At 61.3% G+C, this 14,620-nt stretch carries 13 protein-coding genes; 6 read left to right on the top strand and 7 right to left on the bottom strand.

Annotated features, from left to right (window positions below; genetic code table 11):
* Positions 1–9: 9 nt before the first annotated feature.
* The 4 genes from HX807_RS24420 to HX807_RS24405 all read right to left on the bottom strand — a co-directional run bounded on the left by HX807_RS24420 (position 10) and on the right by HX807_RS24405 (position 5,197).
* Positions 10–630 carry a heme acquisition protein HasA gene (locus tag HX807_RS24420; protein ID WP_003215551.1) on the bottom strand — a complete coding sequence of 207 codons (621 nt, stop codon included), beginning with the start codon at positions 628–630 and terminating at the stop codon, positions 10–12.
* Between the two features lie 108 nt (positions 631–738).
* On the bottom strand, positions 739–3,489 hold the full coding sequence (locus HX807_RS24415; RefSeq protein ID WP_102369949.1) for a TonB-dependent receptor: 2,751 nt from the start codon (positions 3,487–3,489) through the stop codon (positions 739–741).
* Between the two features lie 133 nt (positions 3,490–3,622).
* The gene (locus HX807_RS24410) at positions 3,623–4,612 is read right to left on the bottom strand and encodes a FecR family protein (RefSeq protein ID WP_177045443.1); all 990 of its coding nucleotides are present in this window, start codon (positions 4,610–4,612) and stop codon (positions 3,623–3,625) included.
* A gap of 63 nt (positions 4,613–4,675) precedes the next feature.
* Entirely contained in the window at positions 4,676–5,197 is a 522-nt protein-coding gene (locus HX807_RS24405) for an RNA polymerase sigma factor (RefSeq protein WP_003215543.1), read from the bottom strand.
* Between the two features lie 205 nt (positions 5,198–5,402).
* Between HX807_RS24405 and aroQ the strand changes: the two genes are divergently transcribed.
* Both aroQ and HX807_RS24395 read left to right on the top strand, forming a co-directional pair.
* Positions 5,403–5,843, top strand: a complete 441-nt coding sequence (gene aroQ / locus HX807_RS24400; RefSeq protein WP_003215541.1) for a type II 3-dehydroquinate dehydratase — start codon at positions 5,403–5,405, stop codon at positions 5,841–5,843.
* Positions 5,840–6,706: a shikimate dehydrogenase gene (locus HX807_RS24395; RefSeq protein WP_177051331.1), complete on the top strand. Its 867-nt coding sequence runs from the start codon at positions 5,840–5,842 to the stop codon at positions 6,704–6,706. The genes aroQ and HX807_RS24395 overlap by 4 nt, the downstream gene beginning before the upstream one ends.
* Before the next feature lie 122 nt (positions 6,707–6,828).
* On the opposite strand, the gene HX807_RS24390 is transcribed toward HX807_RS24395, so the two are convergent.
* The gene (locus HX807_RS24390) at positions 6,829–7,494 is read right to left on the bottom strand and encodes a TetR/AcrR family transcriptional regulator (RefSeq protein ID WP_003215538.1); all 666 of its coding nucleotides are present in this window, start codon (positions 7,492–7,494) and stop codon (positions 6,829–6,831) included.
* A 71-nt stretch (positions 7,495–7,565) separates the two neighbouring features.
* Positions 7,566–9,464, bottom strand: a complete 1,899-nt coding sequence (gene quiC / locus HX807_RS24385) for a 3-dehydroshikimate dehydratase QuiC (protein WP_177051329.1) — start codon at positions 9,462–9,464, stop codon at positions 7,566–7,568.
* A 254-nt stretch (positions 9,465–9,718) separates the two neighbouring features.
* Here quiC and HX807_RS24380 point away from each other — a divergent pair, with 254 nt between their 5' ends.
* Positions 9,719–11,053, top strand: coding sequence for an MFS transporter (locus HX807_RS24380; RefSeq protein ID WP_003215533.1), 1,335 nt, complete (start codon positions 9,719–9,721; stop codon positions 11,051–11,053).
* 5 nt (positions 11,054–11,058) lie between these two features.
* Here HX807_RS24380 and HX807_RS24375 read toward each other — a convergent pair whose 3' ends face one another.
* On the bottom strand, positions 11,059–11,937 hold the full coding sequence (locus tag HX807_RS24375) for a DMT family transporter (protein WP_177040853.1): 879 nt from the start codon (positions 11,935–11,937) through the stop codon (positions 11,059–11,061).
* Positions 11,938–12,123: 186 nt separating this feature from the next.
* On the opposite strand from HX807_RS24375, the gene HX807_RS24370 reads away from it, so the two are divergent.
* The 3 genes from HX807_RS24370 to HX807_RS24360 all read left to right on the top strand — a co-directional run bounded on the left by HX807_RS24370 (position 12,124) and on the right by HX807_RS24360 (position 14,518).
* Positions 12,124–12,540 carry a hypothetical protein gene (locus tag HX807_RS24370; RefSeq protein WP_003215528.1) on the top strand — a complete coding sequence of 139 codons (417 nt, stop codon included), beginning with the start codon at positions 12,124–12,126 and terminating at the stop codon, positions 12,538–12,540.
* A 115-nt stretch (positions 12,541–12,655) separates the two neighbouring features.
* The gene (locus HX807_RS24365) at positions 12,656–13,540 is read left to right on the top strand and encodes a neutral zinc metallopeptidase (protein WP_102369952.1); all 885 of its coding nucleotides are present in this window, start codon (positions 12,656–12,658) and stop codon (positions 13,538–13,540) included.
* Entirely contained in the window at positions 13,541–14,518 is a 978-nt protein-coding gene (locus tag HX807_RS24360) for a hypothetical protein (RefSeq protein ID WP_003215523.1), read from the top strand.
* Positions 14,519–14,620: the final 102 nt, after the last annotated feature.

Raw genomic sequence — 14,620 nt, 5'->3', positions numbered from 1 at the left:
GCAGCCACATCAGGCAGCGAGTGCCCAGTCCTGTGCAACGTCCTGCACGCCTACCAGGGCGACGTCGGTGGTGGTTGCCGTAGCGTGTGCTGCCAGGCCGGCCGAGATCTCGTCGAAGGTGTTGGCGGTGGACAGGCCGAAGTCGTCCAGCAGGTTGTTGAGCACGGTTTCCAGTGCCGAGGTGTTGCCTTGCATCAGGCTGTAGATCACGTTCTGAACGTCGTTGCCGACGCGGCCTGCACCTTGTGCCGCGCTCAAGTCAAGGCCGTTGAAAGCCACTTTGAACGCATCGAGGGTGAAGTCGCTGCCATTGCCGCCGCCCAGGCCGGTGCCCAGTTGAACGTTATCCAGGTTGCCCCACAGGTAGTGGTTTTCGTTGTGGCTGGCTGGCAGCGCCGGGTTGAATACGTAGTGCAGGCCGTTGCTGGTGTTGCTGTCGGCAATGAACGCGTAGTCGGAATTGTTGGCGCCGTGGGTCGAATACTGGTCGCCGCTCAGGGAGCCGTTGCTGAAGCCGCCGGTGTTGCTGCTGCCGTGACCCGCAGTGTTGAACCCCAGTGCCCAGTCGGTCAGGTAGTCCGAGACGGAGTAAGCACCGAGCGCAGCTTCGTAACTAACAGAAATAGTCATCACTTAACCTCATTATAAACAACACGATTGATCAGCACGCTCATACAGCGCACTTTTTGCCCACCCTTGGGCAAAACCGTTGGTTGATAAAGTGCCGTGGCACCTTGATCAGAACTTGTATTCGAGCATCCCGCTCAACGTTCGCCCGCGCGCCAGGCTCAGGTTATTGGCGTCCCCCATCGCAACGAAGTAGGCCTCATCGGTGGCGTTTTCCAGCGCCAGGGCGATGTTCAATTGGTCGGTCATCCAGTAGCTGGCGTACAGGTCATAGAGGGTGTACTGGGGCCATAGCGCCTGGTCGATGAAGTCATAACCTTGTGAGTCGAGGTTCTCGCCATTGCCTGAGCTGTAGCGCACGCGGACGCCCATATCGAGTCGCTTTTCCAGGAAGCGCGCGCCCAGGGTCAGCGAGCCGCGATCAGCCGGCATATAGGTGGCGTTGCCCATGATCCGGCCACAGCTTTCCTTGTTGTTGGCGACATCGTCGTCCAGCACCTCATACGTGGTCACCGGGCGCAGGCCGGTCGTGCCGTTTGGCCGGGTGTAGCGTTCATAGCGTGTGGTGGACGGCCCGTTCTTCTTCGCCCCGCCCATGTAATAGTTCTTCGAGCAGAACTCATTACTGCCGATCATGTGGGTGTAACTAAGGTTGGCGTACGCCCGCCCCATGTCGTAGTTGAGCTGGTACTCCACCCCCCGAAAGCGCGTGGGGTTGGTGTTATTGACGTACGCCATCGTGCCGAGAAAACCGCCGACGGAGGTCTCCGGCAAACTGACGCTGTGATTGAGGAAAGAGAAGTTCTCGATCCGGGTATCGAAGTAAGCCACCTTCATGCCCAGGCGGTCGTCACCGAACAGCAGTCCCTCTTTGAATACGTTCACGCCCATTTCCCAGTCCCGCGACTCTTCGGGTTTCAGGAACGGGTTGGGAAACACCCGCTCTGATGAGCTGCCACCGTGAGGACGCCCGGTCATGAAGGTTTCCGTTACCGCCGGCGGGCGCCAGCCCTTGCCCCAGCGGGCGTAGAGTTGCATCCAGTCCAGCCCCGGCTTTATGCCGATACCGAACGTGGGAGAGAACTGGCCCTCTTCTCTATCAATGTCGAACACTTCCTCGACACGCTTGGCACCTACCGTGCTGCTGTAGAACCGATCGCGCCGGTAGAGCGTCATCCCGGTGACCCCTTCCAGCCGATAGCGGTCGTACCGCAAGCCCGCATCCAGCGTCAGCCAGTCGCCATATTCGTACTGCAGGTTGTTGAACAGGCTGGCGATGGTGCGTTTGCCACCGGGCGTCCCGCCTTCAACGTAAGGCAACAGGCCGGAAAGGTTAGTGGCCTCGACCTTGTTGGTACTGGGCTTGAACTTGTCTTGATACACCTCCACGCCGTAGTTCCAACTCACATGACCCAACGCATCGAAGTCGAACCGCGATGTGTTGTCGCCCTGTACACCCCAGGTATCGGTCTGAAAATGATCCGTGTAGCCCGCCACATAGTTGCCGGAGGTCAGCGACGCGGTGTTGGGCGCATTGTCCCGGTCCATCTGTGTGGTGACGTAGTAGACCTTGGCCTTGAAATCGATCAGCGGGTTATCCGGCGTGTAGCGATAATCCAGTCCGACGTTCCTGGCATTGAGGTTGTTCTTGCTGACGCGTTGGTAGTACACGCTCTGGTTATCCGGGGCGGTGTAGGCCCACGCGTCATTGCTGTCGCTGTCACTTTCCAGGTAGCTCAGTTGCACCCGTTGGTCATTGGGCAGGTTCAGGCCGAACTTGACGATTTGCGAGCGGGTCACGCTGCCGGTGTCACCGACCTCACTGTTCAGCCAATCGTCGAAGGCCGCAGGCTGGGAGTCACGGGCGCGCAAATGAGTACCCAGTTTCTGGTCGTTGTGGGTACCGGCGCGGTAGTCGCCAAAATGCCGTTCGCTGTACCCCAGCAGCACGTCGCCGCGCTCGTCGCCAAAGGCAAACACACCGCTGCCGTTGAAATAGGTGCCGTTACCCAGTTCACCAATCCCGCTACCGGCACGCAGACGCCCGCCATAGTCCTTGCCATCGGCCAGGAACTCACTGGCCTCCAGGGTCTTGAAGGATGCAATCCCGCCCAACACGGCAGCACCGCCCTGCCCGGACTGGCTGCCCTTGTCGATTTCGATGCTGGAGATGAATTCCGGGTCGATCAACATCGTGCCGTTGCGCTGCTGGTGGCCGTTGACGTTGAAGTTCTGGCGCATGCCGTCGATGTTCATGTTGACCCGGCCGTAGTCCTGCACGCCGCGGATGTTCACCGACAGGCCCGGGTCACGCTGGTTGACGGCGGTGTACACGCCGGCGGTTTCTTCGAGCATGTCGGCGGCGTGGCGTGGTGGGCGTTTGTCGATCTGCTCGCGACTGATCACGGCCACCGAGCGCGGTGTGTCATACACCCAGTCGCTTGGCTTGCCGTTGGTGTTGCCGGTGATGGTGGTGGTGCCCACGGTCAGCGCACCGTCATGGTCGGCGCCGACGCGAGTCAGCGTCACCTGCCGGTCCCCGGTAAAGCGGTATTCCACCGGTGCACTGCCCACCAATCGGCCGAGGCCTTCCTGGGCGCTGTAACGGCCCTTGAGCGCGGTGCTGGTGAGGCCTTGCAGGCGCGCGCTGTCGAACAACACTTGCAACCCGGCCTGGTCGGCGAACGTCAGTACGGCAAGGCCCAAGGGTTGCGCCGCAATATCAAACGTCAACGTGACAGGCTGTGATTCACCGACTGGCGCCTCGGCGGCCTGCACCTGGCAGGCGGAGGCTAACAGCCCCAGGTGGATGGCAAGGGCCAACCGGCTACCGGTGTTGCGCCCCTTGGTGATTGCAGACATCGACGTTATCCCTTCGCTGACCATTCTTGTTTATGCGAATACTTCTCACTTAACAGGACGTGTCAGGCGTCGGAACTCAGTAAGGTTTTTTTGAAAGTTTTTTCAAAGGACGTAAACGGGGCCCGGCCCCCCATCAATAGATCAGGCTCAGCCCCGCCAGATCAAAGCGCTGCACCTGTAATTCTTCGGTCAGGGTGCCGAGGGCCGTGTCGAGCATATCGAGGCGGAACACGCCGCTGACTTCACGGGTGCCGAGGTCGGCATTGGTCAGCACCACCTTGCCCGGCCGGTAGCGGTTGAGCTGTTCGATGACCTTGGCCAGCGGCAAGCGGTCGAAGATCAGCACACCGCGACGCCAACTGGTGGCACGCTCCAGGTCGAAGTCGTCGAGGGCGACCACGCCGTTCTCCGGGCTGTAGCGCGCAGCCTGGCCTTCCTTGAGCACAGTTGCTTTCTGCGGCAGCGCCTGCAGCGTGACGGCCACACTGTGCTGCAACACTCCGACCCAGGCCTGCCGGTCGTCCTCACGCTCGACCACAAACCGCGTGCCCAGGGCACGGGTTTGCCCGCTGGCGCTGTGCACCACGAACGGCCTTTTTTCCTCACCGGCCATGGGCGCCACATCAAAGATGGCCGAGCCCTTGATCAGGCTGATGCGCCGCTGCACACCGTCAAACTCCAGCTTGATCGCACTCGCAGAATCCAGTTGCACGCTGCTGCCGTCCGCCAGGTGCACGGTGCGCACTTCGCCTTTTTGGGTGAAGTAATCGGCCTGCATCTGCAGCAGCGCCTCAGGCCCGCGCACCCAGCCGACGCCCGCCACCACCAGCAACAGCGCAACACTCGCCGCCATGCGCCACGGCCTGCGCCGACGAGGGCCGCGCACCGGCGCAGCGGTAGCGGGCGGCCGCTGGCGATGCACCGTCTCATCGCGATGCACCTCGCCCAGCGCCGCCCACGTCTGCTCGGCAAAACGCAGCGCCGCTTCATGGCGGCTGTCTCTGGCGATCCATTGGCGCAGCTCGGCCTGCTCCTGATCGGTCAGGGCGCCGGCGTGCAGGCGCACCGCCCAATCGGCAGCCGCCTCGGTAATGCTGTGCTGTTGCGGACCCGGGCTATTCACGTGTGAATCTCGAATTTTTCGTTATATAACGCTGTGACGTCTGACCCCAGGTTTGTCGGTAATTCATTCGTCGGACGGCCCCGCCTCACCTTCCTGCAAACGCTGCATGACATACGCCAGCGCCTTGGCCAGGTGCTTTTGCACTGAGCTGTCGGAAATGCCCAGGTGGCGCGCGACCTGGGCATGGGTCATGCCCTCGATCCGGTTGAGACGGAAAATCTGCCGGGTACGCTCCGGCAATTCCGCCAGTGCCTGCTTCAATGCCTGCCGCTGTTGCTGCGCCATCGCCTGAGCCTCCAACCCGGCCATTTCATCTTCAATCTCGGCCAGCGCCTCATGGGGCACGGAGTCGGTCTTGCGCCGCGCCTCCTGGCGGATATGGTCGATCAGCAGATTGCCGGCCGTGCGATAGAGATAGCCCTGGGAGTTGTCGATGCGCTCGCCGGCCGGCTTTTGCGCCAGGCGCAGGAAACTCTCCTGCACCAGGTCTGCGGCCAACTGCGGGTCCCGTACCTTGCGTGCGAGATACCCGCGCAGGGTATCGGCGTGCTTGAGAAACAGGCCTTTGAGATCCACGTCCGACAAACCGACTCCCTGGAATGTTAAGGAAACAGGCGGGCATCTTAAGCGTTGTCGAGAATGATTTTCAATTGATATCAACTCTGATCCACACAACGGTGGTTTTCATTCTGCGTTCGGTAATCGAACGGTTCCCACCCACGCGATTGACAAAATTAACCATTCAGTACATTTTATCGACATACATAAAAACAACAGTGGAGAACCCTCTATGCCGCCCATCGTGCTGGTGCTCAACGGCCCCAACCTCAACCTGCTCGGCACTCGCGAGCCCGCCACTTATGGCCATGAAACCCTGGCCGACCTTGCTGCCCTGTGTGGCCGCAGCGCCGAGCAACTGGGCCTGAAAGTCGAATTCCGCCAGACCAACCACGAAGGCGAATTGCTGGACTGGATCCACGGCGCCCGCGCCCGTTGCGCCGGCATCGTGATCAACCCGGCAGCCTGGACCCACACTTCGGTGGCGATCCGCGACGCGCTGGTGGCCAGTGAAGTACCGGTGATCGAAGTGCATTTGTCCAACGTGCATGCCCGGGAAGCGTTCCGTCATCACTCGTTCGTGTCGCCGATTGCCAAGGCGGTGCTGGCCGGGTTTGGCAGCCACGGTTATCACCTCGCCCTCGAACATTTCAGCAAGAACTTGAAGGGATGAGCGCGGTGTCCAAACGTCGAATTCTGGCCGGCCTGATAGGCGCCGGCATCCAGGCTTCCCGTACTCCGGCCTTGCACGAGCGCGAAGGCGATGCACAGGGCCTGCGTTACCTGTATCGCCTGATCGACCTCGACCAGTTGCAAACAGATGCCCGCGCGCTGCCCGACCTGTTGATGGCCGCCGAGCAGATGAACTTCACCGGCTTGAACATCACCTACCCGTGCAAGCAGGCGATCCTGCCGCTGCTGGACGAACTGTCGCCCGAAGCGCGGGGCATCGGCGCGGTGAACACCGTGGTGCTTTGCGACGGTAAACGCATCGGCCACAACACCGACTGCCTGGGCTTTGCCGAAGGCTTTCGCCGGGGCTTGAGTGATGTGGCTCGAAAGTTCGTGGTGCAGATGGGCGCGGGCGGCGCCGGGGCGGCAGTCGCCCATGCGCTGCTGGGTGAAGGCGTGGAACGCTTGAGTATTTTCGACATGGACGCCGAACGTGCCCGCAGCCTGGCGAACAACCTCAACCAGCATTTTGGTACCGGCCGGGCGCAGGCCGGCAATGACCTGGAAAGCGCCATGGCCGAGGCCGATGGCCTGGTGAATACCACGCCGATGGGCATGGCCAAGCTGCCGGGCATGCCCGTGCCGTTGGGCACCTTGCGCGCCGACTTGTGGGTAGCGGAGATCGTGTACTTCCCACTGGAAACCGAACTGCTGCGCAACGCCCGCGCCCTGGGTTGCCGCACCCTGGATGGCGGCAACATGGCGGTGTTTCAGGCGGTGAAGGCGTTTGAGTTGTTCACTGGCGAAGTGGCGGATGCAGAGCGCATGCTCGCGCACTTCCAGAGCATGACCACCCAACTGTAGAAACCGGATTAGAAATGTGGGAGCGGGCTTGCTCGCGAATGCGGAGTGTCAGCCACCGGATGTTTTACTGACCCACCGCATTCGCGAGCAAGCCCGCTCCCACATTTTGCTCGGTGTTGAACTCAAGCCTGCAGGTAGCGCAACACCGACTCGCAGATCATCGCCCGATGCCGCTGCTTGACCGCCTCATCCGACAACTCGATCTGAAAGATCTCGCTGAAGGTGTGGCGGTTCGACACCCGGTAGAAGCTGAACGAGTTGATCAGCAAGTGCACGTCCAGCGGCTCCAGCCCTTCCCGGAACAACCCCAACTCGGCGCCCCGGCGCAACGTGGTGCCAAGGGCTTCGAGGATGTTGCTGTTCATCGCCTTGATCGACGTCGACTGCTTTACATACTCGGCGTTGTGGATGTTCTCGATGCTCACGATGCGCACAAAATCCACGTTCTGATCGTGGTGATCAAAGGTGAATTCCACCAGCCGGCGGATCGCTTCCCGGGGCTCCAGGGCCGTCAGGTTCATCCGTGTCTCGGTGTTGCGAATGTCGCCGTAGAGTTTCTCCAGCACCTCGACGTAGAGCTGCTCCTTGCTGCCGAAGTAGTAATAGATCATGCGCTTGGAGGTCTGGATACGCTCCGCGATCGCGTCCACCCGGGCGCCGGAAAGGCCCTGGGTGACAAACTCGACGATGGCTTCCTGGAGAATGTTCTCGCGGGTCTTTTCCGGGTTGTTCTTGCGGCTCTTGCGCGGTGCGGTGGCCGCGGCGGGAAGCTCGGAGGTCAGGGTCATGGTGCGCTCACGGCCTTAGGTGCAGGCGCTGATTATGGGCCGCGCCGCACGCCGAAGGAAGCGCCGGCACCTTACAACCTGGCCTGGCGCACCGCACCGCTGCGGGACTTGGCCATGGCCGCCAGGCGCACCGCCACGTTGGCCGCACCGTAGCCGGCGTAACCGTTCTTGCGCTGGATGATCTCGAAGAAAAACCGGCCCTCGAACGGTTCGGTATAAACGTGAAACAGTTCACCGCCCTGGGCATCGCGGTCGTAGAGGACGTTGTAATACGCGAGCTGGCTGAGGAACTCGTCATCGAAATCAAACCGCGCCGCCAGGTCATCGTAATAGTTCAGCGGGATATCCAGCAGCGGCACGCCCGCATCCTTGGCCCGGCTGACCTCGGCGAAAATGTCCGCGCAGTCGAAGGCAATGTGGTGCACGCCCGAGCCGCGATAGCTCGACAGCGCGTGGGAAATCGCGGTGTTGCGGTTCTCGGAAATATTCAGCGGCAGGCGAATCGAGCTGCAACGGCTGCGCAGTGCACGGCTTTTCACCAGGCCATAGGGGTCCGGCAGCACCACTTCGTCGTCGGCTTCGAAATCCAGCAAGCTTTTGTAGAACAACACCCAACTGTCGAGGCTGTCGGCGGGCAAGGCCATGGCCATGTGGTCGATGCGCAGCAGGCCGCCGCTGGCGGCGTTCGCCGGTTGCAGGTTGAAGTCGGTGTCGTAGAGGCCGCCTTCGCTCTGATCGACGAGGTAGATCAGGCTGCCATCCGGTGCACGCACCGCTGCCAGCTCCAGCTCGTTGGGGCCGACCAGCCCACGATACTGCTGGCCCTTGTAGGCCACCGCCCGCTCCAGGGCCTTGGCGCTGTCCTTGACGCGGATCGCCGTGGCGCACAACGACGGGCCGTGGGCCTCGAAGAAGTTATGGGCGAAGGAATAGGGTTCGCAATTGAGGATCAGGTTGATATCGCCCTGGCGCAACAGGCTGACGCTCTTGGATCGATGCTGCCCGGCCTTGACGAAGCCCAGGCGCTCCAGCCATGAAGTGAGCTTGGCGCCGAGGTTCTCATCCACGGCAAATTCCAGGAATTCAATGCCGTCGTATTCGCTGGCGGCCGGGGTTTCAAACAGGATCTCGGGGACCTGCGTCGCTTCTTGCTCCAATCGCTGGCGGGTTTTCTCTTCGAGGTACAGCAGCGAGCGCAGGCCGTCGGCGGCATTCGCCCGGGTCGGCGCGGCGCGGAAGCCGTCGTTGAAGATTTCCAGGGACAACGGCCCGGTGTAGCCGCTCTTGATGATCGGGGCGAGAAAGCCCGCCAGGTCGAACTCGCCCTGGCCTGGGAAGCAGCGGAAATGCCGGCTCCATTCCAGTACATCCATCGCGAGGATCGGTGCATCGGCCATCTGCACAAAGAAAATCTTGTCGCCGGGAATCTCGGCAATCGCACTCGGGTCGCCCTTGAGAGACAGGGTGTGGAAGCTGTCGAGCAACACGCCCAGGCTCGGATGATCGATCTTGCGCACCAGGTTCCACACCTGCTGCCAGATGTTGACGTGCCGGCCCCAGGCCAGCGCTTCATAGCCGATGCGCAAGCCCCGGCGGCCAGCGTGTTCGGCCAGCAGGCTCAGGTCATCCAGCAGAATGCTTTCATCGCCCACGGAATCGGCTGACGCGTTACTGCACACCAACACCAGGTCGGTGCCCAGCTCCTGCATCAAGTCGAACTTGCGCTCGGCCCGCTCCAGGTTGCGTGTCAGGCGGTCGCGGCGGCAGCCCTCAAAGTCCCGGAACGGCTGGAACAAGGTGATGGCAATGCCGAGGTCGGCGCACATTTGCTTAACTTCACGCGGACTGCCGTCGTAATACAGCAGATCGTTTTCGAAGATTTCCACGCCATCAAACCCGGCAGCCGCGATGGCTTCGAGTTTTTCCGGCAAGGTTCCGCTCAAGGAAACGGTGGCGATGGAGCGTTGCATGGGGCGACTCCCGGCATTGAGGCATGTCTTGTTTACGGCAAATTATTGGCCGCCAGGTTCATCACAGCAATTGAAATGTACGAACCGGTTAGTTTTATGGGCGATTATCGAACAGAATGGCAATCGGCGAATTGACGATTTTTTAGCCGCTGCGCACCATCGACAGCACATTGAGCCCCGCTTCCATTGAGCGGCCTCGGTTAACCAAGACCCTGAACACACCATAAAAATTTCAAAAAAACGGGTACTTCCTCATGCCTTCGCAAAATCCCGCCGTGGCCGTGGGCCACAGCAATCCCCATAGCGGCATCGGTGACAAAATCCGTGGCGCCATGGCTGTCGGTAAAACCCGCTGGGGCATGCTGGCCCTGGTGTTTTTCGCCACCACCCTGAACTACATCGACCGCGCCGCCCTCGGCGTGATGCAACCGATCCTGGCCAAGGAAATGAGCTGGACGGCGATGGACTACGCCAACATCAACTTCTGGTTCCAGGTGGGTTACGCCATCGGCTTTGTGCTGCAAGGCCGGTTGATCGACCGGGTCGGCGTCAAGCGCGTGTTCTTCTGCGCGGTGTTGCTGTGGAGCCTGGCCACCGGCGCCCACGGCCTGGCCACCTCGGCGGTGGGCTTTATGGTCTGCCGGTTCATTCTCGGGCTGACCGAAGCCGCCAACTACCCGGCCTGCGTCAAGACCACCCGCCTGTGGTTCCCCGCTGGCGAGCGTGCCGTGGCCACCGGGATCTTCAACGCCGGCACCAACGTCGGCGCGATGATGACGCCGATGCTGCTGCCGCTGATCCTCCACGTGTGGGGCTGGCAGGCGGCGTTCCTGTGCATGTCGGCACTGGGCGGGATCTGGCTGGTGCTCTGGGGCTTGAAGTACTACAACCCGGAAGACCATCCAAGCGTGAAGCAATCGGAACTGGACTACGTGCAACAGGAAGTCGAACCGGAACAACCCCGCGTACCGTTCAGCCGGATCCTGCGGATGCGCGGCACTTGGGCCTTCGCCCTCGCCTACTCGATGACCGCGCCGGTGTTCTGGTTCTACCTGTACTGGCTGCCGCCGTTCCTGAATCAGCAATACAACCTGGGCATCAACGTGACCCAGATGGGCATCCCGCTGATCATCATTTACCTGACGGCGGACTTCGGCAGCATCGGCGGCGGGATCCTGTCTTCGTTCCTGATCGGACGCGGGATGAACCCGATCAAAGCGCGGCTGCTGTCGATGTTGCTGTTTGCCTGCTGCATCGTCGGAGTGATCATGGCCGCCGGCTCCAGCCACCTGTGGGTCGCGGTGTTTGCGATTTCCCTGGCCATCGGCGCGCACCAGGCCTGGACCGCCAACATCTGGAGCCTGGTGATGGACTACACGCCCAAGCACATGATGAGTACGGTGTTTGGTTTTGGCGGCATGTGCGCGGCCATCGGCGGGATGTTCATGACCCAAATCGTCGGCCATATCCTGACCGTGACCAACAACAACTACACCGTGCTGTTCACCCTGATTCCGGCGATGTACTTCATCGCGCTGATCTGGATGTACTTCATGGCGCCGCGCAAGATTCCGACCGTCGAGGTCTGAGTTTCCTACCTGCGCCGCTGCTGCCAGGCAGCGGCCAACCCGCTCAGGCAAATCACCCCGATCCCGACCACGGTGGTCAGGTCCGGGGTGTGGCTGAACACCAGCCAGCCCAACAACCCCGCAAACACGATCTGGCAATAGCCGAACGGCGCCAGCAGGGCCGGCGCTGCGAAGCGGAAGGCCTGGGTCAGCATCAAGTGTGCGGTCATCCCGCAAGTGCCCAGCGCCAGCATCAGCACCCCGTGCCACAGGCTCGGTACTTGCCAGAAGAACGGCACCAGCGCACTCATCACCAAGGTATTGCACAACCCGGCGAAGAAGTTGCTGGTGGTGGGGGTGTCGTACTTGCTGAGGATGCGGGTGAGCAGTTGGTAGAAGCAGAAGAACAACGCCGACGTCAGCGGCAACAACACCGCGGGGGTGAACAGCTCACCGCCCGGGTGCACAATGATCAGCACCCCGATAAACCCGCAAATCACCGCCAGCCATTGGCCGCGGGTCACGTGTTCGCCCAACAGCGGCACCGACAACGCGGTGACCAGGATCGGCGCAAGAAAGTTGACCGCCGTGGCCTCGGCCAACGGGATAAAGTGCAGCGCCGCCGTAAAGAACAGGCTGGTGCCCAGCAGGCACAACGCCCTCGCCACTTGCAGTAAAGGGCGTTTGCTGCGCAGTACCCGCAGGCCCGATTGCGGCAGGAAGATCCCGGCCATCAACAGCGTGTGCACCAGGTAGCGGGCCCACACCACCATCACGATCGGGTAGAACCCGGCCAGGTATTTGGACAGCGCGTCGTGGCTGGAAAACAGAAAGGTCGCCACCACAATCAGCAAAATGCCTTTGAGCGGGTGGTTGACGCCGGAAAGTGGGGTACTGAGGGTCATTGCATTCTCTTGAGTGGCAGGCTGAAATGACCGCCGCATACCGCGGCATAATCTAGAACGGGTAAAGCGCCTCGCTCAAGAGCATAACCAAACACTGTTCGAACAGCGCACTAAATTGCGGTTTTCCAGTCCAACGCTTCACGCCGCCCCGCCCACTGCGCGTTTTTTAACCAAGGCTTTCTCACCATGAAAAAAACCCTGTTGATTCTTTCGACCCTGACGCTGCTCAGCGCCTGCGACAAGCAAGCCGAGACCGCCAAGACGCCCGCCCCGCCGTCTGTCCAGGCAACGTTGGTACCGCAAGTGCTGCCCACCGACAAATGGGTCGGCAAGTGGATTGGCGTCGAAGGCCTGAACCTGACCATCGCCAAGGACGACAGCATCGGCCGCGGCCACTATGTACTGACCATGAAATACGGCCTGGATGACGACGATTCCGGCACCTTCAAGGGCCAGGCATCCGAAGACGGCATCACCTTTGAACGCCCGGACGGGCCGCAGATCCTGAGCGCTGGCGACGGCGAAGCCACTGGCCTGAAATGGCTGGCCGACAAGAAGGACTGCCTGATCGTCGACACCGGCGAAGGGTATTGCCGCGACTGACACAAGCTTCATACAGGTCGGACGACACAGCGTTTAGCATCGTCAGACAGCCGGACTGGCGCCAACCCTACACACCAACAACACTGAGCTGCAGGTTCACAAAGAGGATTGCCACATGCTATGGAAAAAAGGCCGACGCAGCGACAACGTGGTAGACGCCCGCGATGACAGCGGCGGCGGTGGCATGCGTTTTGGGGGCGGCAAGGGCCTGAGCCTGACGGCCATCGTGCTGATCGTCGGCATCGGCTGGCTGACCGGCCAGGACCCGATGCAGATCCTCGGGCAACTCAGCGGCCAGCTCACCGAGCAAGCGCCCTCCGTCAGCCCGCAAACCCGTCAGGCGCCGCCGGCCAATGATGAACAAGCCGACTTCGTGCGCGCCGTCCTCGGCGACACCGAAGACACCTGGGCCCAGGTGTTCCAGGAAAACGGCCTGACCTACAAGAACCCCAAACTGATCCTGTTCCGTGGCCGGGTGAACTCCGCCTGCGGTGGCGCCACGTCCGCCAGCGGGCCGTTCTATTGCCCGGCAGACCAACAGGTATACCTGGACCTGGATTTCTTCCGGGAAATGTCCCAGCGCTTCAAGGCCGCCGGCGACTTCGCCCAGGCCTACGTGATCGCTCATGAAGTCGGACATCACGTGCAGACGCTGCTGGGCATCTCGGCGAAGATTCAGGCAGCCCGCCAGCAAGGCCGGCAGATGCAAGGCGACGGCGGCCTGCTGGTGCGACAGGAGCTGCAAGCCGACTGCTTCGCCGGGGTGTGGGCCAACCGGGCGCAAAAGCGCCTGAACTGGCTGGAGCCCGGCGACATTGAAGAAGCACTGAATGCGGCCAACGCGATTGGCGATGACCGCTTGCAGCAACAGGGCCAGGGCCGCGTGGTGCCTGACTCGTTTACCCACGGCACCTCGGCACAGCGGGTTCGCTGGTTCAAGACCGGCTTCGCCCAGGGCCAGATCACTCAATGCGACACCTTTACCGCCAAGAGCCTTTAAATGAATAAACGACTGGGTCTGCTGTTAGGTTTGTTGATCACCTGTTCCTCCTCCACCTGGGCTGCCGAACATGGCGTCAAGGTGGTCAGTCCCGATCGTTTTCACCTGGATGCCGGCGACCTGAGCGTCGGCTTGAGCCAGGACTGGCGCCAGCCGCTGCCTCAAGTTACCCGCGCGCTGATCATCGTGCATGGCCGTTTGCGCAACGCGATGACCTACCTGGACAGCGGCGAAAAAGCGGCCGAAGCCGCAGGACAAAACGCCAATACCCTGGTGATTGCGCCACAGTTCCTCAACCAGACCGACCTCAAGCGCAACCAGATCGACAGCCAGACCCTGCGCTGGAACAGTAACGACTGGATGGCCGGCGAGCCGTCCACAGGCCCGGGCCAGATCAGCTCCTACGGCGCGCTGGACCAGATCATCAAGCACCTGGGCAACCGCAAGCTGTTCCCGAACCTGAAGGAAATCGTGGTGGCCGGCCATTCCGGTGGCGGCCAGGTGGTGCAGCGTTTTGCGCTGACCGGGCATGATCACCCGCTGCTGCAAACCGAGGGCATCAGCCTGCGTTATGTGGTGGCCAACCCGTCGTCCTACGCGTACTTCAGCCCACAGCGTCCGGTGAAATTCGATGTTGCCAGTTGCCCGGGCTTCAACGACTGGAAGTACGGCATGCAAAACCTGCCGGCCTACGCCAAGGGGCAAAGTGCCGAGCAGCTGGAGCAGGCTTACGTTTCGCGTAATGTCACTTACTTGCTGGGCCAGCAGGACACCGACCCGAATCACCCGGCGCTGGACAAGAGCTGCGGTGCTGAAACCCAGGGCGCGTATCGCTTGATTCGCGGGCACAATTATTTTGACTACCTCAAGCAGCGGCACCCGCAGTTGGGCCACAAGCTGGTTGAAGTGCCGGGGGTTGGGCATAACGGGGACAAGATGTTTACGTCGCCTGAAGGGCAGAAAGTACTGTTCCAATAACCGCTGAAGAAACCGGATCAAAAATGTGGGAGCGGGCTTGCTCGCGAATGCGGTGGATCAGTCAGCCTATGTATTGACTGACACACCGCATTCGCGAGCAAG

Origin of the sequence: Pseudomonas sp. D8002, assembly GCF_013385695.1 — a bacterium.
Taxonomy (GTDB): Bacteria; Pseudomonadota; Gammaproteobacteria; order Pseudomonadales; family Pseudomonadaceae; genus Aquipseudomonas.
Note: the sequence above shows the minus strand (reverse complement) of the source record. Positions and strands in the feature narration are given on the sequence as shown.

Coding starts and splice junctions, on each gene's coding strand:
- HX807_RS24420 (WP_003215551.1), bottom strand. CDS start 630: ATGACTATTTCTGTTAGTTACGAAGCTGCGCTCGGTGCTTACTCCGTC.
- HX807_RS24415 (WP_102369949.1), bottom strand. CDS start 3,489: ATGTCTGCAATCACCAAGGGGCGCAACACCGGTAGCCGGTTGGCCCTT.
- aroQ (WP_003215541.1), top strand. CDS start 5,403: ATGCCGCCCATCGTGCTGGTGCTCAACGGCCCCAACCTCAACCTGCTC.
- HX807_RS24395 (WP_177051331.1), top strand. CDS start 5,840: ATGAGCGCGGTGTCCAAACGTCGAATTCTGGCCGGCCTGATAGGCGCC.
- HX807_RS24390 (WP_003215538.1), bottom strand. CDS start 7,494: ATGACCCTGACCTCCGAGCTTCCCGCCGCGGCCACCGCACCGCGCAAG.
- quiC (WP_177051329.1), bottom strand. CDS start 9,464: ATGCAACGCTCCATCGCCACCGTTTCCTTGAGCGGAACCTTGCCGGAA.
- HX807_RS24380 (WP_003215533.1), top strand. CDS start 9,719: ATGCCTTCGCAAAATCCCGCCGTGGCCGTGGGCCACAGCAATCCCCAT.
- HX807_RS24375 (WP_177040853.1), bottom strand. CDS start 11,937: ATGACCCTCAGTACCCCACTTTCCGGCGTCAACCACCCGCTCAAAGGC.
- HX807_RS24370 (WP_003215528.1), top strand. CDS start 12,124: ATGAAAAAAACCCTGTTGATTCTTTCGACCCTGACGCTGCTCAGCGCC.
- HX807_RS24365 (WP_102369952.1), top strand. CDS start 12,656: ATGCTATGGAAAAAAGGCCGACGCAGCGACAACGTGGTAGACGCCCGC.
- HX807_RS24360 (WP_003215523.1), top strand. CDS start 13,541: ATGAATAAACGACTGGGTCTGCTGTTAGGTTTGTTGATCACCTGTTCC.